Source organism: Kocuria rosea, from assembly GCF_023715525.1.
Taxonomy (GTDB): Bacteria; Actinomycetota; Actinomycetes; order Actinomycetales; family Micrococcaceae; genus Kocuria; species Kocuria rosea_A.
On the sequence record NZ_JAMBOG010000001.1, the window covers coordinates 1 to 20,758 of the forward strand.

The window sequence follows — 20,758 nt, forward strand, 5'->3', positions numbered from 1 at the left end:
CCGACCGAGCAGGCCCGCCGGGCCGCACTGCCGGGATGGCTGCATCACTACAACCATCACCGGCCACACACCGCTATCGGCAACCACCCACCCGTCACCCGATTGACCAACCTCCCTGGGCAGTACACCTAGGCGTCCCAGATGAAGCGGTGCTCCCCCAGCAGCACCGACACCGCGAGGGCGCCCGCCGCCAGGGCGAGGCAGCCGCCGAGCACCACGGCGTCCCGCCACGAGTAGCTCGGCACCCGGGCCCACGTGCGCGGCCCCGCGCCGAAGCCGCGGGCCTCCATCGTCACGGACAGGCGCGTGGCCCGGCGCAGCGACTGCACGAGCAGCGTGAACGCCTGCCCGCCGAACTCCCGCAGCGCCCCGGCCGGGCCGTGGCCCGCGCCGGCGCCGCGGGCGCGGCGGGCCATCACGAGGGTGTTCCACTCGGCGACCATCACGCCCACGAGGCGCAGGGCCGCGAGGGAGGCGAGGACGAAGCGGGCCGGCAGGTGCACCGTCTGGGCGAGGCCGTCGGCCAGGTCCGTGGGGTCGGTCGTGAGCACCACCACGAGCCCGGGCAGGGCGAGGGCGAGCCCGCGCAGGGCGATCGCCCCGCCCGCGGCGACCGACCCGGCGGAGAGCTCCGTGACGCCGAGGTCCGCGAGCACGGGCCCGGAGTCCTCGGCGAGCAGCGCCGTGCCCCACCCGCTGACGAGGGCCGCGACCACCACGGGCCACGCGCGGGCGAGGAGCGCGAGCGGGCGCCGTCCGGCCAGCCCCAGGAGCACGAGCTCGCCGAGCAGCACCACGCCCGAGGTCACCGCGTCCGCGCTCACCACGAGCACCGCCGTGAGCAGCAGTGCACCGGCGAGCTTCGTGACCGCGCTGGTGCGGCCCAGCAGCGAGGCGCGGGCCGCCGGGCCCAGGAGCTCGGTGCTCACGGGCCCTCCTCCGCCGGCCGCGGGGCCCGGACGCCGTGCGGCGGGCTCCCGCCCAGGTCCAGCACGTCCGCGCCCAGCGCCCGGACGAACTCGGCGTCGTGGGTCACGGCGAGCACGCACGTGCCAGCCGCCACGAGCTCGACGAGCAGGTCCACGAGCTCGGCCCACGTCAGTGCGTCCTGGCCGAACGTGGGCTCGTCGAGGACGAGCAGGTCGGGCGCCGTCGCGAGCACCGTGGCCACCGACAGCCGGCGCTGCTCGCCGCCGGAGAGCGTGAAGGGGTTGGCCTCGGCCACGTGGGCCAGCCGCAGCCGGGCGAGCAGCTCGTCGGCGCGCCGGCGCCGCTCCTCGGGGTCCGCGCCGGCCAGCCGCGGCCCGTGCTCGAGCTCCGCGCGCACGGTGGGGCGCAGGAACTGGTGCTCGGGCTCCTGGAAGACGGTGCCGATCCGGGCCACGAGCTCCCGCCCGTCCCACGCCAGCGGGTCGGGCCCCGCGCCGCGCGCCAGCGCCGGGTGGGCCGTCACGCTCCCGCGCACGGGCGCGAGCAGCCCGGCGAGGGTGAGGGCGAGGGTGGACTTGCCGGCCCCGTTGGGTCCGGTGAGCGCGAGGGCGCGCCCGCGGCGGAGGGTCAGCGCCACGCCGTCCACGGCCGTGGGCAGGTCCCGCCCGGCCACGGCCTCGGCCGCGGGGCGCCCGCTGCGCAGCCCGCGGCGCCGGGCCCGCAGCTGCCGCCGCGTGGGCTGCCGGCGGGAGACGGCCAGCTCCTCGGCGCCGAGGAGGGCCTCGCCGGGTCCCCCGGGGCGGGGGGCGGGTCGGGTCGGGGGCACCCAGCCGGGCACCCACACCCCCGCCGCGCGCAGCTCGGCCCCGGCGGCGCCGAACACCTGCGCGGGGGGCCCGTCGTGGGTGATCCCGCCGTCGCGGCCCAGGACGACGACGCGGTCCACGGCGTCGGCCCACACCGCCGTCCGGTGCTCCACGACCACGAGGGTCGCCGCGCTGCGCTCCAGGCAGGCGAGCACGGCGTCGCGGACCTGCTCGACGCCGGCGGGGTCGAGGTTCGCGGTCGGCTCGTCGAGCAGCAGCAGCCCCGGTTCCATGGCCACCGCCCCCGCCAGCGCCAGGCGCTGCTTCTGCCCGCCGGACAGGGCCGAGGTGGGGTGCTCGAGCGGCAGGTCCAGGCCCACCCGGTCGAGGGCCTCCCGCACGCGCGGCCAGATCCGCTCGCGCGGCACGGCGAGGTTCTCGAGCCCGAAGGCGGTGTCGTCGCCGATCCGCGAGAGCACCACCTGGGACTCGGGGTCCTGCTGCACCAGCCCGGCCCGGCCGCGGGCCTGCTCGGGGGGCACCCCGTCCAGCAGCAGCTCGCCGAGCCGGGACTCGCCGTCGTCGTCGTGGAGCACGCCCGCGAGGGCGTGCAGGAGGGTGGACTTGCCCGCCCCGCTGGGACCCAGCAGCAGCACCCGCTCCCCGGGCTCCAGGACGAGGTCGACGCCGTGCAGGGACGGCTCGGCGCGGCCGGGGTGGTGCCAGCCGAAGCCGCGGGCCTCGACGCGGGCTCCGCGGGCAGGCGCCGGGGCCCGGGACGCCGCGGCGGGCGCGGTCACCGCCGCGCGGCCCGGCCCGAGGCCAGGCCGTCGAGCACGCCCGTGGCGGCCAGGGCGCGGACGGCGGCCCACATGAGCAGGCCCGCGAGCACGGCCCCGGACACCGCCGCCAGGACCACGTAGACGACCTGGTGGGAGAACGCCCACTCGTAGTTGTAGAGGATGTTCTCGTTGACGCCCAGGAAGATCCCGCTCACTGCGCCGGCGGCCGCGGCGGCCAGCGCGTCGAAGCGGCGGTAGCGGAAAGCGGCGAAGGCGAGCTCGGCCCCGATGCCCTGGAGCAGCCCGGAGAGGACCACGAGCCAGCCGAAGTGGGTGCCCAGGAAGCCCTCGATGACCGCCGCGAGCAGCTCGACGAACAGCGCGGCGCCGGGCTTGCGGATCACGAGCCCGCCCAGCCCGCCCGCCACGAGCCAGCCGCCCGCGATGAGGCCCACGGACGGCGGGTAGGCGACGGAGGCGGTGCTGATCAGCGGGTAGAGCAGGTTGGACCACGCCCAGAAGACGACCGCGCACACGGCGGCGAGGACGGCGGCCACGACGATGTCGACGACGCGCCAGGACCGCTGCCGGGACGCGCGGGGGGCGGGGCGGTGGGTGGTGGTGTTCACGGTGGGTTCCTCCTGGGCTCTGCGAGCCGTCGGTGCCAGGAGGGGAAGGATCCGGGCGGGCGCGGGCGGTGCCCGTCCGCGAGGACCCCTGAGGTGCTCGACTCCCTTCGCCGGTGCTAACCGGAGCAGGTTCGAGGGTCTGCGGTGATCCGCACTCTCAGCGCCTTGCCGCCGTCGCCGGCGGGGTGCGCTCCCCTGTCGTTCAGTGGCACCGAGTCTACCCCTCCGGGGCGGTTCCCGCCGACCGGTCCCACGCAACGGGCGGAGGGGCGGCGTGCGGAACGGCTCAGACCTCGGCCTGGCTGGCGGCCTTCGGCTTGGCCTCCCACTTGGCGATCTGGCGCGTGATCCCGACCTTGATGACGGTGCCCACCAGGCCGGTCACGAGGGACCAGATGATGATGCCGGTCCAGGCCTCCTCGGGGTCGGGGTTCTTGGCGGGCGGCGGGTTGCCGGTGACGCGCTCCCACACCGTGCCGAGCGCCCGGTGGGACAGGGCCACGCCGCCGAGCGAGGCGCCGGTGCCGAGGAGGTTGAGGATCTGGCTGTTCATGGACTGCTGCTCCTTGTCGTCGGGGCGGCGCGGGTGCGCCCGGGGATCCGTCCCAGCCTAGCGCGTCCCGGCGGGTCCGTCAGTCTGCTGTCCGTCGGCGGAGGGCGCGCCCGCGGCCGCTCCGGGCGCGGCGTCGCCGCTCGTGCGGTTGAGCACCTCCTGCAGGTCGTCCTGGGTGAGCGTGGCCCGGTTGAGGTGCTTGGTCCGGTAGGTGGACCGGCCCACCATGTGGGCCGAGACGGGTACCGTGAGCAGCTGGAAGAGCCAGCCCAGGGCGATCAGCGGGGCCATCACCGGCTCGCGGTTCTCCAGCGCCACGGCGGTGAGCATCAGCAGCAGGCCGAAGACCTGCGGCTTGGTGCCGGCGTGCATGCGGGTCAGCAGGTCGGGGAAGCGGACCAGCCCGATGGCGGCGCCCAGGGACATCAGCGCGCCGACCACCAGGCACACGGCCGCGGCGGCGTCCAGGACGGTGTCGACCACGGCGCTCACCGCCCGTGCTCGGCGGTCTGGGTGGCGAAGCGGGCCACGGTCACGGAGCCGATGAACCCCACCAGCGAGACGATCACCATGAGGATGAGGTTGTTGAGGTGGCCGTGGTAGGTCATCTCCACCGCGAGGCCCGCGGCGACGATCGCGAGCAGCACGTCGGCGGCCACGACCCGGTCCAGCAGGGACGGGCCCTTCGCCAGCCGGTACAGGGTTCCCGCCGCGCCCGCGCTCAGCAGCACGACGGCGACGACGACGGCGATCTCCATCACGGGCGCTCCTCCTCGGGGGGTCCTCCGGCCGGCGGCGCGCCCTCCCGGCGGGCGCCGACGATCTGCTGCTGGGCGGTGACCGGGGAGCCGATGGCGGCGGTTCCGCGCTCCTGCTCCCCCGCGGCCCCGCCCCGGCGGCGCTCGGCCCGCAGGGCCGCGAGCTCCTCGCGGGTGCCCATGATCCGGATCCAGGCGGCCTCGATCCGCCGCACGGCCCGGCGGAACGCCTCGGCCTCCTCCGGGGTGCGGATGTTGAGGGCGTGGAAGTACAGGGTGGCGGTGGAGCGGTCGACCTCCACCACCAGCGAGCCGGGGATCAGGGACATCGTGTGCCCGGTCGCGGTGATCAGCAGGTCCGAGCGGGTGCGCAGCGGGACGCCGATCACGGCGTTGCGCGCCCGCGGCCCCACCAGGATCGCCACGAGCATGACCTCGACGCTCGCCTTCGCGACCTGCCACACGAAGGTGGCGGCGAAGAGGACGAACTGCAGCGGGTCGAACCGCCCGGACAGCTGCACCGGGGGCAGGTACAGCACCCACGTGACGAGCAGGGCCAGCAGGAGGCCGAACACGAGGTTGCCCGCGCCGAAGTCGCCCCACAGCGCGCCCCACACGAGCACGAGCCAGACGAGCAGGGGCAGCTCGACGAGCAGCGGGTTCTTGGGCCGGGTCACGGGGCTCCCTCGACGGCGGGGCGGGAGGAGCCGGGGTCCAGGACGGCCCCGACGTAGCGGTCGGGACGGACGAGGTTCTCCGCGGCGTTGTCCGCGAGCTGGAACAGGGGCTCGGCGAAGACGGTCAGGGCCACGCCCACGGCGACCAGGGCGGAGGTCGCCCCGAGCATGGACGGGGACATCAGGCGGACGTCGCCCTTGCCCGCGAACCGTCCGTCCTGGCCGTCCACCGACCCGGAGGAGCGCAGGAAGCGCGCCCCGGCCGGGACGGGGGCCAGCAGGATGGGGTCGGGGTACTCGGCGTCCTCCGGGGCGCGCAGGAAGACGCGGTTCCACACCCGGATCAGGGCCATCAGCGTCAGCAGGGACACGAGCACGGAGCCGGCGACCAGCACGTAGGACAGCCAGTCCCCGCGGTCCACGCCGGCCTGCAGGAGCCCCGTCTTGCCCAGGAACCCGGAGAACGGGGGGATGCCCCCCAGGTTGAGGGCGGGCACGAAGTACAGCAGCGCCAGCACGGGGGCGATCCGGGCCAGGCCCGCGAGACGGTCGACGTTGGTGGACCCGCCGCGGCGCTCCACCAGCCCCGCCACGAGGAACAGGCTGGTCTGGATCACGATGTGGTGGGCGACGTAGTAGACGGTCGCCGACAGCGCCTGCTGGCTGCCCACGGCCACCCCGAAGACCATGTAGCCGATGTGGCTGATGAGCACGAAGGAGAGCATGCGCTTGATGTCGATCTGGGCCAGCGCGCCCAGGATCCCCACGACCATCGTCAGCAGCGCCACCCACATCAGCAGCCCGTCGAGCCGCTCCCCCGGGAACAGGAGGGTCTCCGTGCGGATGACGGAGTAGACGCCCACCTTGGTGAGCAGGCCCGCGAACACGGCCGTGACCGGGGCCGAGGCCGTCGGGTAGGAGTCGGGCAGCCAGAAGGACAGCGGGAAGACCGCGGCCTTGATCCCGAAGGCGATGAGCAGCATGAGGTGCAGCTGCAGCTGGGTGCCCACGGGCAGGGCCTCGAGCTTGCCGGCGAGGTCGGCCATGTTGATAGTGCCCGTGGCCGCGTAGATCATCGCGATGGTGATGAGGAACAGCACCGAGGAGATCACCGAGACCACCACGTAGGTGACGCCCGTGCGGATCCGCTGCGCGGTCCCGCCCATGGTCATGAGCACGTAGGACGCGGTGAGCAGGATCTCGAAGCCCACGTAGAGGTTGAACAGGTCGCCCGCGAGGAAGGCGTTGGACACGCCCGCCACGAGGATGAGGAAGGACGGGTGGAAGATCGAGATGGGCCCCTCCGCGTCGCCGTCGGCCACGCCCTGGCCCGTCGCGTAGACGAGCACGGCGAGGGAGACGACCGTGGAGACCACCAGCATCAGGGACGAGAGCTGGTCGACGACCATGACGATGCCCCAGGGCGCCGCCCACCCGCCCAGGTGCACGGCCTGCGGGCCGAGCTCCCACGTGCCGGCGAGCACCGCGGACTCGACCACGAGGCTGAGCACGAGCGAGCCGATGGCCACGATCCGCTGCAGGTTGGTGCGCCGCAGCAGCACGAGGCTCAGGGCCGCGCCGAGGAACGGGATGATGACGGCCAGGGGGGCGAGCTGGGCGACGTGGACGGTCATCGGCCCTGCCTCCGCTCGGCCAGGGGGTGCCCGGGGGCCTCGACGGCCTCCTCCGGGTCGTGGCGGCGCGGGGCCTCGTCGAACTCGGTGGTGTCCTCGGGGACCTCGGCGTCGTCCTCGACGTCGTAGGACGACTGCCGCGCGACGCGCCGGTCCTCGACGTCGTCCTGGATCTCGTCCCGGCGCCCGAGCACCCAGGAGCGGTAGATCATCCCGAGCAGGAACGCCGTGACGGCCAGCGAGATGACGATGGAGGTGAGGATCAGCGCCTGGGGCACCGGGTCGCTGTAGTCCTCCGGGGCGATCGCCTTGTCGTAGAGGGGGGCGAAGCCCGGCACGCCGCCGGTGTGCAGGATCAGGATGTTGGTGCCGTTGGTGAGCAGCATCAGCCCGAGCAGCACGCGGGTCAGCGAGCGCTCGAGCAGCAGGTACACGCCCACGGCGTAGAGCACCCCCATCACGACCAGCAGGGTCAGGTTCACGCTCATCGGCTCTCGCCCCCTCCGTCGATCACTGCGCCGCCGGGCGCCCCGGCGGGCACGGCCCGTCCGGCCGGGGCGCCCGCGGCCGGGCGCTGCCGCGAGACCCGGATGCGCGTGCCGCGGGTGCGGCGGCGGCGCAGCACGGCCTCCTCCTCGATCCGCTCGTCGATCCGCCCGCCCAGCGAGCGCAGGATGTCGAGGATGAGCCCGACGACGATGAGGTAGACCCCGATGTCGAAGACCAGCGCGGTCACGAACTTCTCGTGGCCGAACAGCGGCAGGTCCGCCTCGAAGGTGTAGCTCTGCATCACGGCGCCGCCGAAGAACACCGGGGCCAGGGCGTAGAGGGCCGCGATCGCGAGCCCGGTCCCGAGCATGGTGCCCGCGTTGATGGGCGTCGCCCGCTCGAGCTCGTAGCGGCCCCCGGCGAGGTAGCGCACGGCGAGCGCGAGCCCGGCCATCAGCCCGCCGGCGAACCCCCCGCCGGGGTCGTTGTGCCCGGCGATCAGCAGGTAGAGCGAGACCATCATGAACGTGTGGAACAGCAGGCGGGTGACCACCTCGAAGACGATGGAGCGCCGCTCCGGGGCCAGGGTGCGCCCGGCCAGCAGGTAGGGGTCCTCCCCGGGCTGCTCGGACTGCCCGAACCGGCGCGCGAGGTCCATCTCGGGCTCGCGGCCCCTGCGGTCGACGGCCACGGCGTTGCGGCCCCGGATCACGCGCAGCTGCTCGGTGTCGGGGCGGTCGCCGGAGCGCACGATGCGGTCCCCGCGGCCCGTGACGAAGATCAGGGACGCCACGCCGGTCGCGGCGAGCACGAGCACGGAGATCTCGCCGAAGGTGTCCCACGCGCGGATGTCCACCAGGGTCACGTTGACGATGTTCTCGCCGTCGCCCTGCTCGTACGCCAGGCGGGGGAACTCGAGGGAGATCGGCTCGGCGCTGCGGGAGGAGATGCTGAACGCCGCGAGCGCCATCATGAACAGCCCGAAGGCCACGGCGATGGACCCGCGCAGCAGCCGGCGCCCGGTCGGGTTGCGCTGCCACAGGGGGGCGGGCAGGGAGCGCAGGGCGAGCACGAAGGCCACGAGGGAGACCGTCTCCACGAGCGTCTGGGTCAGGGCGAGGTCCGGGGCGCCCTGCAGGGCGAAGGTGAGGGCGACGCCGTAGCCGGTGACGGAGACGAGCAGGACGGCGAGGAAGCGCTTCTGGGCCAGCGGCACGAGCAGGGCCGCGACCACCATGACCGCGCCGGCGAGGACCTGGCCGGGCCCGTCCGCGATCCGCAGCTCGCCCAGCGGCGGGGTCTCCTCCCAGTACAGCGCCACGGCGGGCACGGCGATCGCGGTGACGAGGATGACGGAGAGGTAGTACATCAGCGAACCGCGCTGGGTGCGGCCGGTGATCCACACGGCCACGAGGTCCAGGACGTTGATGACCCTGCGGTAGACGAGCTCTCCCGGGGGCAGGGCGGGCAGGGCGCGCTGGAGCTCGCGCAGGGGGCGCTTGCCGAGGTGCAGCAGCGCACCGGCGCCGATGATCAGCGCGGACAGCCCGAGCGCCGGGCTCAGCCCGTGCCACAGGGCCAGGGAGAAGTGGTGCTCCCCCGTGCCGGGGAACTGGTCCACGTAGGGCTGCAGCATCGCGGCGACGGGGGCCGGCCACAGCCCGTACGCGACGGTGAGCGCGGAGAGCACGAGCGGGGCCGCGAGGAACGCGGGCTCCACGCGCTGCATGTCGCTGATCACGGACTTCCCGCCGACGCCGGCCTCGAGCTCCGAGAAGCGGGCCGACTTGTGGGCGAAGCCGCCCCACACGAAGCGGGCGCTGTAGGCGAAGGTCAGCACGGAGCCCAGCACGAGCCCGGCGAGCACCACGACGCCCGCGGGGTCCTCGGCGGCGTGCACGAACGCGGCCAGCACGGCCTCCTTCGCCACGAACCCGGCCAGCGGCGGCACCCCGGCCATGGAGGCGGCGGAGACGAGCGCGACGGCGAAGAGCACCGGCACCCGGCCGGCGAGCCCGGACAGGCGGCGGATGTCGCGGGTGCCGGCCCGGTGGTCGATGATCCCGACCACGAGGAACAGCGCCGCCTTGAACAGCCCGTGCGCCAGCAGCATCGCCATCCCGGCCTGCGCGGTGTCGGCGGTGCCGTGGCCGACGACCACGACGAGGAAGCCGAGCTGGCTGACGGTCCCGTAGGCGAGCACGAGCTTGAGGTCGTAGTGCTTCAGGGCCGCCCAGCCGCCGAACAGCATGGTGCCCAGGCCCAGGACCGTGACGGCCGGGGGCCACAGCGCCGTCTCGGCGTAGCCGGGCGCGAGGCGGGCCACGAGGTAGATCCCGGCCTTGACCATCGCGGCGGCGTGCAGGTACGCGGAGACCGGGGTCGGGGCGGCCATCGCCGAGGGCAGCCAGAAGTGCAGCGGGATCAGCGCGGACTTCGTCACGGCGCCCACGAGCAGCAGCAGCACGGCGACGTCGACCACGGTGCCGCGCCGGGCGAGCTCGGGGGCCGCGGCGAGCAGCTCGGAGATCCGGTAGGTGCCGGCGGTCTGCCCGAGCATCACGACGCCGACGAGCATGGCCAGCCCGCCGGCCGTGGTGAGCACGAGGGCCTGCAGGGCCGCGCGGCGGGCGGAGAGGCGGGTGCGGTTGTAGCTGATGAGCAGGAAGGACAGGACGGTGGTGATCTCCCAGAAGACGAACAGCAGCAGCAGGTCGTCGGCGGTCACCAGCCCGAACATGGCGCCGGCGAAGGCCAGCAGCTGCGCGCCGAAGGGGCCGATGTCGTCGGCGTCGGACTTGAAGTAGCGGGCGCAGTAGAAGAGCACCAGGGAGCCCGCGCCGAGCACCAGCAGGGACATCGACCAGGCGAGGGCGTCCATCCGCAGCACGAGGTCCAGGTGCAGGGAGGGGATCCAGCTCCCGCCCTCGGTCCAGCCGCCCTGCGGCCCCGCGGCCGGCCCGTACACCCGGGGGGCGGAGGCCAGCAGCCAGACGAGGCCGGCGAGGGGGACGGCGGCCAGGACGTAGAACGCCGCGCGGCCCAGCCGGTCGAAGATCAGGGGCGCGACCGCGGCCATCACTGCGTGGAGCAGGAGCACGGCGGTCATCGGGCGCCTCCGGGGGTCGGGGAAGGATGATCGGCGCGTAGCGCGACCTCGGCGGTGGGCGTCATGCGGGCGCCGCCGCGGGCGGCGCTCGCGACGGTGCGGGGGTTCCCGGTCGTCCCCGGGAGGTTCCACCCTATCAAAGGCGTTTTTCCGGCCCGTCTCCCGCTCCCGGGGCCGGCGCGCGCCTAGCATGGCAGCCATGGACGCCGCACCCCCCGCCCCCTCGTCGGCCCGCCCCGCCGCCCCCTTCGTGCCCGACCGCCGCCACGTGTGGGCGTGGAGCCTGTGGGACGTGGGCTCGGCGGCGTTCAACGCGGTGATGACCACGTTCGTGTTCACCGTCTACCTCACGGGCGAGCCGTTCGGCGGGGAGGACCACGCCTCCGAGGTGCTGGGCTACGGGATGGGCGCCGCGGGGGTGCTCGTCGCCCTGCTCGCCCCCGTGGTGGGCCAGCGCAGCGACGGCGCCGGGCGGCGCAAGCTGTGGCTGGGGGTGAACACCATGCTCACGGCGCTGCTCACGGCGCTGTGCTTCTTCGTCTACCCGCAGTACCCGTTCCTCTGGCTGGGCGTGGGCCTGCTGGCGCTGGCCAACGTCTTCGACGAGTTCGCGGTGGTCAACTACAACGCGATGCTGCCCGGCCTCGCGGGCCGCGAGCACATCGGCCGCGTGAGCGGGCAGGGGTGGGCGATGGGCTACTTCGGGGGCATCGTGGCCCTGACGATCGTGCTGTTCGGCTTCATCACGCCCGGCCTGCTGGGCCTGCCCGAGGAGGACGCCCTCAACGTGCGGGCGGTCGCCCTGTTCTCCGGGCTGTGGATCGCCCTGTTCTCGGTCCCCGTGCTGCTCACGGTGCCGGAGGCCCGCCCGGTCCGCACCGGGCCCCGCCCCTCCGTGCTGCGCTCCTACCGGCAGCTGGGGGCGACGCTGCGGGAGCTGTGGCGGGACTCCCCGCAGACCCTGCGGTTCCTGCTGGCCTCCGCCGTGTTCCGGGACGGGCTCAACGCGGTGTTCACCTTCGGCGGCGTGCTCGCGGCCGGCACCTTCGGCTTCAGCCTCACGGACGTCATCGTCTTCGCGATCGTCGGCAACGTGGCCGCCGGGGCGGGGGCGCTCGTGGGCGGGCGCCTCGACGACCGCGTGGGCCCCCGGCGCGTCATCGTCGTCTCCCTGGTCGGGGTGATCGCGGCGGGCACGCCGCTGCTGGTCCTGGACGGGACGGCCGCGTTCTGGGTCTGCGGGCTGCTGCTGTGCCTGTTCGTGGGCCCGGCGCAGTCGGCCTCGCGCACGTTCCTCGGCCGGCTCACGAGCGCGGGGCACGAGGGCGCCCTCTACGGGCTCTACGCCACCACGGGCCGGGCCGTGAGCTTCCTGGCGCCCACCCTGTTCGCGGTCTTCGTCTCCGTGCTGGGGGCCCAGCGCTGGGGGATCCTGGGGATCCTGCTCGTCGTCGCCGCGGGCACGGTCCTGCTGCTGGGCGTGCGCCCGCCGGAGGACCGGCGGGACTGAGCTCAGATCGGGGTGCGGGTGAAGCCGAGATGGCTGCGCGACGCCGTCGGCCCCCGCTGCCCCTGGTACCGGTTGGCGTAGGCGCCGGAGCCGTACGGGTGCTCGGCCGGGGAGGACAGCCGGAAGAAGCACAGCTGGCCCACCTTGGAGCCCGGCCACAGCTTGATCGGCAGCGTGGCCATGTTCGACAGCTCGAGGGTGACGTGGCCAGAGAAGCCCGGGTCGATGAACCCGGCGGTGGAGTGGGTCAGCAGCCCGAGCCGGCCGAGGGAGGACTTGCCCTCGAGCCGGGCCGCGATGTCGTCGGGCAGGGTCACCTTCTCGAAGGTGGCGCCCAGCACGAACTCCCCGGGGTGCAGCACGAACGCCTCCTCGGGGTCGACCTCCACGAGCCGGGTCAGCTCCGGCTGCTCCACGGACGGGTCGATGTGCGCGTACTTGTGGTTGTCGAAGAGCCGGAACCAGCGGTCCAGCCGCACGTCGACGCTGGCGGGCTGGATCATGGCGGGGTCGTAGGGCTCGAGGACGACCCGGCCGCCGTCGAGCTCCCGGCGGATGTCGTGGTCAGAGATCAGCACGGTCCCCAAGGTAGCGCACGGGCCCGGCGCCCCACCGGGCCCGTGCGGTGGTGTACAGTGTTCTGGTGTCCCCGTCCGGCGCGTGCGCCGAGCGGGACCGAGGACGCGCGGCCGTAGCTCAATGGTAGAGCGCACGCTTCCCAAGCCTGATACGCGGGTTCGATTCCCGTCGGCCGCTCTGGAGACCGAACGCCCCGTGCCCCCGGCACGGGGCGTTCGTCGTCCCCTCCCCCGGGGCGGGCCCCTCCGGTAGAATCGCCCCGGCGCCCGCCCGGGCGACCTCCGCACCCCGCTTCCGAGGAGCCCTGCCGCGTCATGCTGCGCACCATGTTCAAGGCCAAGATCCACCGGGCGACCGTCACCCAGGCGGAGCTGCACTACGTCGGGTCGGTGACCGTCGACCAGGACCTCCTCGACGCCGCCGACATCCTGCCCGGCGAGCTGGTCGCCGTCGTCGACGTCACCAACGGCGCCCGGCTCGAGACCTACACCATCGCCGGCGAGCGCGGGACCGGCGTGGTCGGGATCAACGGCGCGGCCGCCCACCTCGTGCACCCCGGCGACCTCGTCATCCTCATCAGCTACGCGCAGATGGACGACGCCGAGGCCCGCGCCCACGTGCCCACCGTCGTCCACGTGGACGGGGACAACCGGATCGTGGACCTCGGCACGGACCCCGCGGAGGCCCTGCTCGAGGGCGTGTCCCGCCCCCCGCACTCCCGCCCGCTGGCGGACGCGCAGGCCGAGCTGCCCACCGGCTGAGCCCCTGCCGCCCGGACCGGTCCCCCGGATGGGATAGAACTGTAGGGGCCCGAACCCGCGGGCCCCCACAGCGCGAGGAGGGCCCGTGACCGGAGTGTTCTCGGGGTTCTTCATCGTCTGGGCCATCATCATCGCGGGCTACCTGGTGGGCCGCCGCGGCGTGCTGGGCCCGCACGGGCAGGAGATCCTCAGCAAGTTCTCCTTCTACGTGGCCAGCCCGCCGCTGCTGTTCCTGACGATCTCCGAGGCCGACATCGCCCGGATGTTCTCCGCCCCGCTGCTCGTCGCCGCGGTCTCCGCCCTGCTCACGACCCTCGCCTACGCCGGCCTCGCCCGGTGGCTGCTGCGCCGGGACCTCGCGACCACCGTGATGGGCGCGCAGGCGGCGTCGCAGGTCAACTCGGCGAACCTGGGCATCCCGATCGCGACGTTCGTGCTCGGGGACGCCACCCAGGTGGTGCCCGTGCTGCTGTTCCAGCTGGCGATCAACACCCCCGTCTACCTCACCGTCATGGACACCCTCACCGACGGGCGGCGCCCGAGCCTGGGCTCGGTCCTGCACAACGTGGTCACCAACCCGATGATCGTGGGCTCCGCGCTCGGGATCCTGTTCGCCGTCACGGGCTGGCAGCTGCCGGAGGTCGTGGAGCAGCCCGTGCGGCTGGTCTCCGGGGCCTCCATCCCGGCGATGCTCATGGCGTTCGGCATCTCGCTGGTGGGGGCCTCGCCCCTGCGCCGCGGCGCGGGACCGCGCCGGGACGTGGCGCTCGCCGCCGCGTTCAAGCTCCTGCTGCACCCGCTGCTGGCGTTCGTGTTCGCCCGCTTCCTGCTGGGCCTCGACGGGCACCTGCTCTACGCGGTGGTGGTGATGGCAGCCCTGCCCACCGCGCAGAACATCTACGTGGCCGCGGTCCGCTACGGCCGCGCGGAGGTGCTGTGCCGCGACACGGTGCTCGTCACCACGGTGGTCGCGATGCTCACCATGGCGGGCGTGGCGCTGGTCCTGTCCTGATCCGCCGGGCGCCGCCGGGCCCGCGCGGACCCGCGCGCCGCGTTCAACGACTGCAAACCATCAGGTTACTGGTCTGTGAGGTAAGCCACCCCTAGACTGAAGATCCGCGGAGGAGCGGTCGCCCCGGGCGCAGGTCCGGCCCCGGCCGTCCCGCCGGCCGGGGCCCGCAGGGGTCCTCTCCCGACGGCCTCCGCGGGCCCGCCACACCGTCGAAGGGGAGGAACAGACCGTTGACCACCACCTCACAAGCCCACCCAGCCCGACGGCGGCGGCGGCTCAGCGCCGCCGCCGCCGTCGGGGCCGTGGGAGCCCTGGTCCTCACCGGCTGCGGCGACGCCGACGCCGGCGCCACCCCGACCCTCACCTGGTACATCAACCCGGACGCCGGCGGACAGGCCGAGATCGCCCAGCAGTGCTCCGAGGCCTCCGGCGGCAGGTACAACATCGTGACCGCGCTGCTGCCCCTCGACGCCGCCGGGCAGCGCGAGCAGCTGGCCCGCCGCCTCGCCGCCGGGGACACCTCGATGGACATCATGAGCCTCGACCCGCCCTTCATCCCCGAGCTGGCCGAGCCGGGCTTCCTGGCCCGGCCCCCGGCCGAGGTGGTCGAGGCGACCACCCAGGACGTGCTCGCGGGCCCGCTCGAGGGGGCCCGCTGGAACGAAGAGGTCGTGACGATCCCCTTCTGGGCCAACACCCAGCTGCTGTGGTACCGCGAGTCGGTGGCGGAGGCCGCGGGCCTGGACATGGACCAGCCCGTGACCTGGGACCAGATCATGGACGCGGCCCGGGAGCAGGACAAGAACCTCGGCGTGCAGGGCACCCAGGCGGAGTCGATGACGGTGTGGGTCAACGGGCTCATCGAGTCGGCGGGGGGCTCCATCGTGGAGAACCCCGAGGCCCCGGCCGACGAGGTCTCGATCGGCATGGACTCCGCGGCGGCGGCGAAGGCCGCCGAGATCGTGGGCACCATCGGCCGGGACGGACTGGGCGGGCCGGGCCTGCCGACCTCCACCGAGAACACCTCGATGATCGACTTCCAGTCGGACAACGGCTCGTTCATGGTCAACTGGCCGTTCATCTACGCGGCCACGGCGGCGGCGGTGGAGGAGGGGACGGTCGAGCAGTCCGTCTACGAGGACATCGGCTGGGCCCTGTGGCCGCGCGTGGACGCGGACCAGCCCTCCGCTCCCCCGCTGGGCGGGATCAACATCGGGGTGGGCTCCACCTCGAAGCACCAGGACCTCGCCTGGGAGGCCGTCGAGTGCATCGTCGCCCCCGAGAAGCAGGCGCAGTACTTCGTCACCAACGGCAACCCCGCCGCGTCCGAGGCCGCCTACGAGGACCCCGCGGTCCGCGAGGCCTACCCGATGTACGCGACCATCCGCGAGTCCCTGGACCAGGCGGCCCCGCGGCCCCAGACCCCCTACTACAACGAGGTCTCCAGCGCGATCCAGCAGCAGTGGACCCCGCCGGCGTCCGTCAACGAGAACACGCCCCGGAACACCGCCGAGTTCATCGAGGCCGTCCTGAAGGGAGACCAGCTGCTATGAGCACCGTCGTCAACCCCAACGCTCCCGGCACCGATCCGCGCTCGCCGGCCCCGGCGCCCGTGACCGGGCGGCGCAGCGCCAAGCAGGGCCTGTCCGACCGCGCCAAGTCGGAGCGCAAGCTCGGCTGGATGCTCGCCGGCCCGGCGTTCGTCCTGATGCTGCTGGTCACCCTGTACCCGATCCTGCAGGCCCTGTGGGACTCCCTGTTCTCGTTCCGCCTCACCGACCCCGGCAACCGGGAGTTCGTCTTCCTAGGCAACTACGCCACCGTGCTCTCCGACGGCCTGTTCTGGCAGGACCTCGGGGTGACCGTGCTGATCACCGTGGTGACGGTCGTGGTGGAGCTCGTGCTGGGCTTCGCCCTGGCGCTCGTGATGAACAACGCGATCCGCAACACCCGCGGCCTGCTGCGCACCGCGATCCTCGTGCCCTACGGCATCATCACGGTCGTGTCGGCCTTCGCCTGGTTCTACGCCTTCGACATCACCACCGGCTACATCAACAACTGGTTCTCCTGGCTGCCGGGCATCGGCCCCGACTTCAACTGGTTCGCCTCCCAGTGGCCGGCGCTGTTCGTGATCATGGCCTCCGAGATCTGGAAGACCACCCCGTTCATCTCCCTGCTGCTGCTCTCCGGCCTGGCCCAGGTGCCCACCGAGTTCACCGAGGCCGCCAAGGTCGACGGCGCCACCTGGTGGCAGCGGATGTCCCGGGTGATCATCCCGAACATGAAGGCGGCCATCATGGTGGCGGTCGTGTTCCGCGCCCTGGACGCCTTCCGCATCTTCGACAACATCTTCATCATGACCCAGGGCCAGTACGGCACCGAGACCCTCTCGCTGCTGGCCTACCGCACCTCGATCGGGCGCCTGGAGATCGGTCTCGGCTCCGCGATCTCCGTGATCCTGTTCGTCTGCGTCCTGCTGATCGCCTTCGTCGCCATCCGGGTGTTCAAGGTCGACCTCGCCGGCTCCGGAAAGGGAAGGTAACCGCCCATGTCCACCAAGCAGAAGGTCGGGTGGGCCGTCGTCTCGGTCCTGGTCCTGGTCTACGCCCTGTTCCCCGTCCTGTCGATCCTCATGACGTCCTTCAAGACGCCCTCGGACCTGACCTCCGGGAAGTTCCTGCCGACCCAGTGGGTGGGCGAGAACTACGCGTCCATCTTCGTGGGCGACGCCAAGGACCTCTTCGTCCCGTCGCTGATCAACTCGATCGGCATCTGCCTGATCTCCACGTTCATCGCGGTGGTGCTCGCCACGTTCTGCGCGTACGCCATCGCCCGGCTGGACTTCCCCGGCAAGAAGATCATCCTCACCACCGCGCTCGCGGTGTCCATGTTCCCGGTGATCTCCCTCGTGACCCCGCTGTTCAACCTGTGGCGCCAGATCGGGCTCTACGACACGTGGCCCGGCCTGATCATCCCCTACCTCTCCCTGACCCTGCCGATCTCGATCTGGACGCTGACCGCGTTCTTCCAGCAGATCCCGTGGGACCTCGAGCGGGCCGCGCAGGTGGACGGCGCGACCACCTGGCAGGCGTTCCGCAAGGTCATCGTCCCGCTGGCCGCGCCCGGCGTGTTCACCACCGCGATCATCGCGTTCTTCATCGCGTGGAACGACTTCGTCTACGGCATCGGCCTCACCTCGACCGAGCGCGCGCGGCCCGTGCCCGCGGCGCTGGCGTTCTTCACCGGCGCCTCGCAGTTCGAGGACCCGGCCGGCGCGATCTCCGCCGCCGCGATCGTCGTCACCATCCCGGTGGTGCTGCTGGTGCTGCTCTTCCAGCGCCAGATCGTCTCCGGCCTCACCCAGGGCGCGGTCAAGGGCTGAGCCCGCGCGCCCCCGAACCTCTTCCAAACCGAACGAAGGACTGAGCCCAGATGGCAGCCATCACCCTCAACCACCTCGTCAAGCAGTACGGCGACGGCTTTCCCGCGGTCAACGACGTCTCGATCGACATCGCCGACGGCGAGTTCCTCATCCTCGTGGGCCCCTCCGGCTGCGGCAAGTCGACGCTGCTGCGGATGATCGTGGGCCTGGAGGACATCACCTCCGGGGACCTGCTGATCAACGGCCAGCGGGTCAACGACAAGGAGCCCCGCGAGCGCAACCTCTCGATGGTGTTCCAGAACTACGCTCTCTACCCCCACCTGACGGTCTACGAGAACATCGCGTTCCCGCTGCGCCTGTCCAAGGGGAAGTTCTCCGAGGAGGAGATCGACCGCAAGGTCCGCCACGCCGCGGCGACCCTGGACCTCGACGAGCACCTCGAGCGCAAGCCGGCGAACCTCTCCGGCGGCCAGCGCCAGCGCGTGGCGATGGGCCGGGCCATCGTGCGGGACGCCGACGCGTTCCTCTTCGACGAGCCCCTGTCCAACCTCGACGCCAAGCTGCGCGGGCAGATGCGCGCGGAGATCGCCCAGCTGCAGCGGCGCATGGGCATCACCTCCGTCTACGTCACCCACGACCAGACCGAGGCCATGACCCTGGGCGATCGCGTGGCGGTGCTCAAGAAGGGCCTGCTGCAGCAGATCGCGTCCCCGCGGGAGCTCTACGAGCAGCCCGCGAACCTGTTCGTGGCCGGGTTCATCGGGGCGCCCTCGATGAACTTCATCCCGGCGCACGTGCGGGGCGACGTGTTCTCCACCCCGCTCGGGGACATCCCGGTCCCGGCGCAGGCCCGGGGGCGGATGTCCAAGGCCGGCGACATCGTGCTGCTGGGCGTGCGCCCGGAGCACTTCGAGGACGCCAAGTTCGTGGACGACGCGAAGCTGCCCTACGGGTCTGTCTTCGACACCGAGTTCACGCACACCGAGTGGCTGGGCAACCAGCAGTACGGCTACATCCGCTACCGGCCGGACGACGCCGTGCAGGCGAAGCTCAACGAGCTGGCCCGGGACCTCGACGGCGACGAGATGCAGCCGCAGCTCGTCGTGGCCTTGGACGCCTCCTCGCGGATCCGCGGGGGCTCCCCCGGCCGGATCTGGCTGGACACCCGCCGGATGCACGTCTTCGACCCCGAGACCGGGGAGAACCTCACCCGGGACGTCGAAGCCGGGGCCGAGCTGACCCGCGAGGCCGCCGAGGAGCGCAAGGCCGAGATCGAGCGCGCCCGGCAGCAGCAGGTGGCCGCCACCGGCTGAGCCCTCCCGCACCGCGCCAGGAGCCCGCCGCCCGCACGACCCGGGTGGCGGGCTCCTCGCCGTGCGGGCCCGCGCGGGCCGCTCAGGCGCCGGTCTGCTGGGCGAGCGCCGACCAGAGCACGAGGGCGACGACGGCGACCAGCGCGGCCGAGGCCGCCGCGGAGCGCAGCCGCGGGTGGCGCAGCCGCCACGGCACGAGCCGGGGCCAGCGCCGGACGGCGTCCCGGACGGTGGCGGAGTCCAGGTGGGTGCGCGGGCGGCCGAGCGAGCGGGCCACCTCCTCCAGCGTGCGGGCGTCCCAGACCGTCCCGTCCAGGGCGAGCACCGCCCGGCCCGCCGGGTCCGCGGCCCACAGGTGGGGCCGGCCCGCCCGGCGCGGGCTGTCGGCGGAGCGGTGCAGGGCCCCGACCGTGACCACGTGGTCGACGTCGGCGAGGGGTGCCGCGGCGAAGCCCACCGTGCGGGAGCGCAGGAGGTGGCTGTCGGTGCGGGCCACCAGGGCCGGGCGCAGCCGGGTCCAGCAGACCGCCGCCGCGGCGAGCACGAGCGCCGCCACCACGGCCGCGGTCCCCGCGGCCGGGCGGCGCCAGAAGAGGGTGAGCAGGCCGGCGGCGGCCACCAGCAGCGGGAGGGTGCAGGAGAGCAGCCGGGGCCCGTAGGAGCCCAGCCGGGGGTGGAAGGCCTCGCGGACGGGGCCGTACTTCTCGGGGACCTGCCGGACGGCGTCGGCCATGGGCGGAACTCCAGACGGGGTCGGGGACGGGGGATGCCGGGGCGGCAGGGGAAGCGTACCCGCCGCGGGGCAACGGTGGGTGGACGGGGCGGATCGGATAGCGTGGACGGATGGAGTCGAACGTGCGCGTGCTCAAGGCCATCGGGGCCTGGCTGTTCCTCGTGCTGCTCGGGGTGGCGGCGGCGGCGGTCACGATCGCCCTGGTCAACAAGTACATGTACGGGCCGGAGACGGACGTCAGGGCGTACTTCGAGGACCTGCGCGACGGCGACGGCGGGGAGGCGCTGGGGCTGCTCAACGCCCGGGTCCCGGACTCGAACGCGGCCATGCTGGACGGCGAGCCGCTCGAGGCGGCCGCCGGGGGCCTGGAGGACGTCGAGGTCTCCACCGTCTCCGACGACGGCGAGCGGGCCGTGGTGCGGGCCGTGTACACCCTCGACGGCACCGAGCACAGCTCGGAGTTCTCCCTCCACCCCGTGGACACGCAGTGGGGCTTCTTCACGGTGTGGGCGTTCGACGAGACCGAGCTGCCCACCGTGGCCGTGTCCCTGCCGGGCGCCACATCGGTGGACCTCAACGGCACGGCGGTGGCCCTGCCGGAGTCCGCGCGGGAGTTCTCCGCGTTCTTCCCGGGCGTCTACACGGCCTCCTACACGTCCGAGCTGGTGGAGACCGACCCGGTGAGCACCGTCGTCACCGCCCCGGGCCAGCGCGCCGAGATCGAGCTGCGGGCCCGGCCCACCCCGAAGCTCGAGGACGAGGTGGACCGGCAGCTGCGGGAGCACCTCGACGGCTGCGCCGGGCAGAACACCCTCTACCCCGCCGGCTGCCCGTTCTCGTTCGAGTTCGACGGCCGCGTGGACGGGGAGGTGCAGTGGGACATCGAGGACTACCCCGACCCGGAGATCACCGTGGGCGAGGGCCCGGGCGGCTGGTCGATGGCCCCCGCCCAGGGCACCGCGCGGATCGCCTTCGACTCCCTCGACCTGTTCACCGGCGACGTCGAGCGCGTCGAGCGGACCGTGCCGTTCGAGGTCTCGGCCGACCTGCGGGTCGACGACACCACGGTCACGGTCACCCCGCGCGGCTGAGCCGGGCCCG

21 protein-coding genes, 1 tRNA gene and 1 riboswitch are annotated in these 20,758 nt (G+C 73.3%); of the genes, 10 read left to right on the plus strand and 12 right to left on the minus strand.

Going from position 1 to position 20,758, the window contains the following annotated elements:
- On the plus strand, positions 1-132 hold a 132-nt coding region (locus M3185_RS00005; RefSeq protein ID WP_251331850.1), incomplete at its 5' end, for an integrase core domain-containing protein.
- Here the strand turns inward: M3185_RS00005 and M3185_RS00010 are convergent.
- The 10 genes from M3185_RS00010 to M3185_RS00055 all read right to left on the minus strand — a co-directional run bounded on the left by M3185_RS00010 (position 129) and on the right by M3185_RS00055 (position 10,367).
- On the minus strand, positions 129-929 hold the full coding sequence (locus tag M3185_RS00010; protein ID WP_251331626.1) for an energy-coupling factor transporter transmembrane component T family protein: 801 nt from the start codon (positions 927-929) through the stop codon (positions 129-131). The genes M3185_RS00005 and M3185_RS00010 overlap by 4 nt on opposite strands.
- Positions 926-2,536, minus strand: coding sequence for an ABC transporter ATP-binding protein (locus M3185_RS00015; RefSeq protein WP_251331627.1), 1,611 nt, complete (start codon positions 2,534-2,536; stop codon positions 926-928). The genes M3185_RS00010 and M3185_RS00015 overlap by 4 nt, the downstream gene beginning before the upstream one ends.
- Complete coding sequence (locus M3185_RS00020) at positions 2,533-3,147, minus strand: ECF transporter S component (protein ID WP_251331628.1); 615 nt, start codon at positions 3,145-3,147, stop codon at positions 2,533-2,535. The genes M3185_RS00015 and M3185_RS00020 overlap by 4 nt, the downstream gene beginning before the upstream one ends.
- An 85-nt stretch (positions 3,148-3,232) precedes the next feature.
- Positions 3,233-3,354, minus strand: a riboswitch (TPP riboswitch).
- A gap of 79 nt (positions 3,355-3,433) precedes the next feature.
- Positions 3,434-3,700: a DUF4235 domain-containing protein gene (locus tag M3185_RS00025; protein ID WP_251331629.1), complete on the minus strand. Its 267-nt coding sequence runs from the start codon at positions 3,698-3,700 to the stop codon at positions 3,434-3,436.
- 57 nt (positions 3,701-3,757) lie between these two features.
- Positions 3,758-4,192 carry a monovalent cation/H(+) antiporter subunit G gene (gene mnhG, locus M3185_RS00030; protein ID WP_308222155.1) on the minus strand — a complete coding sequence of 145 codons (435 nt, stop codon included), beginning with the start codon at positions 4,190-4,192 and terminating at the stop codon, positions 3,758-3,760.
- Positions 4,189-4,461: a monovalent cation/H+ antiporter complex subunit F gene (locus M3185_RS00035; RefSeq protein WP_251331630.1), complete on the minus strand. Its 273-nt coding sequence runs from the start codon at positions 4,459-4,461 to the stop codon at positions 4,189-4,191. Before M3185_RS00035 ends, mnhG begins: the two co-directional genes overlap by 4 nt.
- On the minus strand, positions 4,458-5,135 hold the full coding sequence (locus M3185_RS00040; protein WP_251331631.1) for a Na+/H+ antiporter subunit E: 678 nt from the start codon (positions 5,133-5,135) through the stop codon (positions 4,458-4,460). Before M3185_RS00040 ends, M3185_RS00035 begins: the two co-directional genes overlap by 4 nt.
- A complete protein-coding gene (locus M3185_RS00045) occupies positions 5,132-6,769 on the minus strand; it encodes a Na+/H+ antiporter subunit D (protein WP_251331632.1) in 1,638 nt (545 codons plus the stop codon). The genes M3185_RS00040 and M3185_RS00045 overlap by 4 nt, the downstream gene beginning before the upstream one ends.
- The gene (locus M3185_RS00050) at positions 6,766-7,257 is read right to left on the minus strand and encodes a Na(+)/H(+) antiporter subunit C (protein WP_251331633.1); all 492 of its coding nucleotides are present in this window, start codon (positions 7,255-7,257) and stop codon (positions 6,766-6,768) included. Before M3185_RS00050 ends, M3185_RS00045 begins: the two co-directional genes overlap by 4 nt.
- Positions 7,254-10,367, minus strand: coding sequence for a Na+/H+ antiporter subunit A (locus tag M3185_RS00055; protein WP_251331634.1), 3,114 nt, complete (start codon positions 10,365-10,367; stop codon positions 7,254-7,256). The genes M3185_RS00050 and M3185_RS00055 overlap by 4 nt, the downstream gene beginning before the upstream one ends.
- A 199-nt stretch (positions 10,368-10,566) precedes the next feature.
- Between M3185_RS00055 and M3185_RS00060 the strand changes: the two genes are divergently transcribed.
- Positions 10,567-11,877, plus strand: coding sequence for an MFS transporter (locus tag M3185_RS00060; RefSeq protein WP_251331635.1), 1,311 nt, complete (start codon positions 10,567-10,569; stop codon positions 11,875-11,877).
- 2 nt (positions 11,878-11,879) lie between these two features.
- Here the strand turns inward: M3185_RS00060 and dcd are convergent, their stop codons facing one another.
- Positions 11,880-12,455, minus strand: a complete 576-nt coding sequence (dcd, locus tag M3185_RS00065) for a dCTP deaminase (RefSeq protein ID WP_251331636.1) — start codon at positions 12,453-12,455, stop codon at positions 11,880-11,882.
- 107 nt (positions 12,456-12,562) lie between these two features.
- Between dcd and M3185_RS00070 the strand changes: the two genes are divergently transcribed.
- The 7 genes from M3185_RS00070 (at position 12,563) to M3185_RS00100 (ending at position 18,924) form a co-directional block, all read left to right on the plus strand.
- Positions 12,563-12,633: transfer RNA gene (locus M3185_RS00070), tRNA-Gly, on the plus strand.
- Positions 12,634-12,770: 137 nt separating this feature from the next.
- Complete coding sequence (panD, locus tag M3185_RS00075; RefSeq protein WP_251331637.1) at positions 12,771-13,217, plus strand: aspartate 1-decarboxylase; 447 nt, start codon at positions 12,771-12,773, stop codon at positions 13,215-13,217.
- A gap of 85 nt (positions 13,218-13,302) precedes the next feature.
- On the plus strand, positions 13,303-14,229 hold the full coding sequence (locus M3185_RS00080; RefSeq protein WP_251331638.1) for an AEC family transporter: 927 nt from the start codon (positions 13,303-13,305) through the stop codon (positions 14,227-14,229).
- Positions 14,230-14,459: 230 nt separating this feature from the next.
- Positions 14,460-15,782 carry an extracellular solute-binding protein gene (locus M3185_RS00085; RefSeq protein WP_251331639.1) on the plus strand — a complete coding sequence of 441 codons (1,323 nt, stop codon included), beginning with the start codon at positions 14,460-14,462 and terminating at the stop codon, positions 15,780-15,782.
- A complete protein-coding gene (locus M3185_RS00090; protein ID WP_251331640.1) occupies positions 15,779-16,771 on the plus strand; it encodes a carbohydrate ABC transporter permease in 993 nt (330 codons plus the stop codon). The genes M3185_RS00085 and M3185_RS00090 overlap by 4 nt, the downstream gene beginning before the upstream one ends.
- 6 nt (positions 16,772-16,777) lie before the next feature.
- Positions 16,778-17,611 carry a carbohydrate ABC transporter permease gene (locus M3185_RS00095; protein ID WP_251331641.1) on the plus strand — a complete coding sequence of 278 codons (834 nt, stop codon included), beginning with the start codon at positions 16,778-16,780 and terminating at the stop codon, positions 17,609-17,611.
- 50 nt (positions 17,612-17,661) lie between these two features.
- On the plus strand, positions 17,662-18,924 hold the full coding sequence (locus tag M3185_RS00100; RefSeq protein ID WP_251331642.1) for an ABC transporter ATP-binding protein: 1,263 nt from the start codon (positions 17,662-17,664) through the stop codon (positions 18,922-18,924).
- Between the two features lie 82 nt (positions 18,925-19,006).
- Here the strand turns inward: M3185_RS00100 and M3185_RS00105 are convergent, their stop codons facing one another.
- On the minus strand, positions 19,007-19,657 hold the full coding sequence (locus tag M3185_RS00105; protein WP_251331643.1) for a hypothetical protein: 651 nt from the start codon (positions 19,655-19,657) through the stop codon (positions 19,007-19,009).
- A 110-nt stretch (positions 19,658-19,767) separates the two neighbouring features.
- Between M3185_RS00105 and M3185_RS00110 the strand changes: the two genes are divergently transcribed.
- Entirely contained in the window at positions 19,768-20,748 is a 981-nt protein-coding gene (locus M3185_RS00110) for a hypothetical protein (RefSeq protein WP_251331644.1), read from the plus strand.
- The last annotated feature ends 10 nt before the right edge of the window (positions 20,749-20,758 follow it).

What these genes read in the sequence shown, in the direction of transcription:
- M3185_RS00025 (WP_251331629.1), bottom strand. Translation starts at nt 3,700, where the DNA reads ATGAACAGCCAGATCCTCAACCTCCTCGGCACCGGCGCCTCGCTCGGC.
- M3185_RS00045 (WP_251331632.1), bottom strand. Translation starts at nt 6,769, where the DNA reads ATGACCGTCCACGTCGCCCAGCTCGCCCCCCTGGCCGTCATCATCCCG.
- M3185_RS00050 (WP_251331633.1), bottom strand. Translation starts at nt 7,257, where the DNA reads ATGAGCGTGAACCTGACCCTGCTGGTCGTGATGGGGGTGCTCTACGCC.
- M3185_RS00055 (WP_251331634.1), bottom strand. Translation starts at nt 10,367, where the DNA reads ATGACCGCCGTGCTCCTGCTCCACGCAGTGATGGCCGCGGTCGCGCCC.
- M3185_RS00060 (WP_251331635.1), top strand. Translation starts at nt 10,567, where the DNA reads ATGGACGCCGCACCCCCCGCCCCCTCGTCGGCCCGCCCCGCCGCCCCC.
- panD (WP_251331637.1), top strand. Translation starts at nt 12,771, where the DNA reads ATGCTGCGCACCATGTTCAAGGCCAAGATCCACCGGGCGACCGTCACC.
- M3185_RS00090 (WP_251331640.1), top strand. Translation starts at nt 15,779, where the DNA reads ATGAGCACCGTCGTCAACCCCAACGCTCCCGGCACCGATCCGCGCTCG.
- M3185_RS00095 (WP_251331641.1), top strand. Translation starts at nt 16,778, where the DNA reads ATGTCCACCAAGCAGAAGGTCGGGTGGGCCGTCGTCTCGGTCCTGGTC.
- M3185_RS00100 (WP_251331642.1), top strand. Translation starts at nt 17,662, where the DNA reads ATGGCAGCCATCACCCTCAACCACCTCGTCAAGCAGTACGGCGACGGC.
- M3185_RS00105 (WP_251331643.1), bottom strand. Translation starts at nt 19,657, where the DNA reads ATGGCCGACGCCGTCCGGCAGGTCCCCGAGAAGTACGGCCCCGTCCGC.
- M3185_RS00110 (WP_251331644.1), top strand. Translation starts at nt 19,768, where the DNA reads ATGGAGTCGAACGTGCGCGTGCTCAAGGCCATCGGGGCCTGGCTGTTC.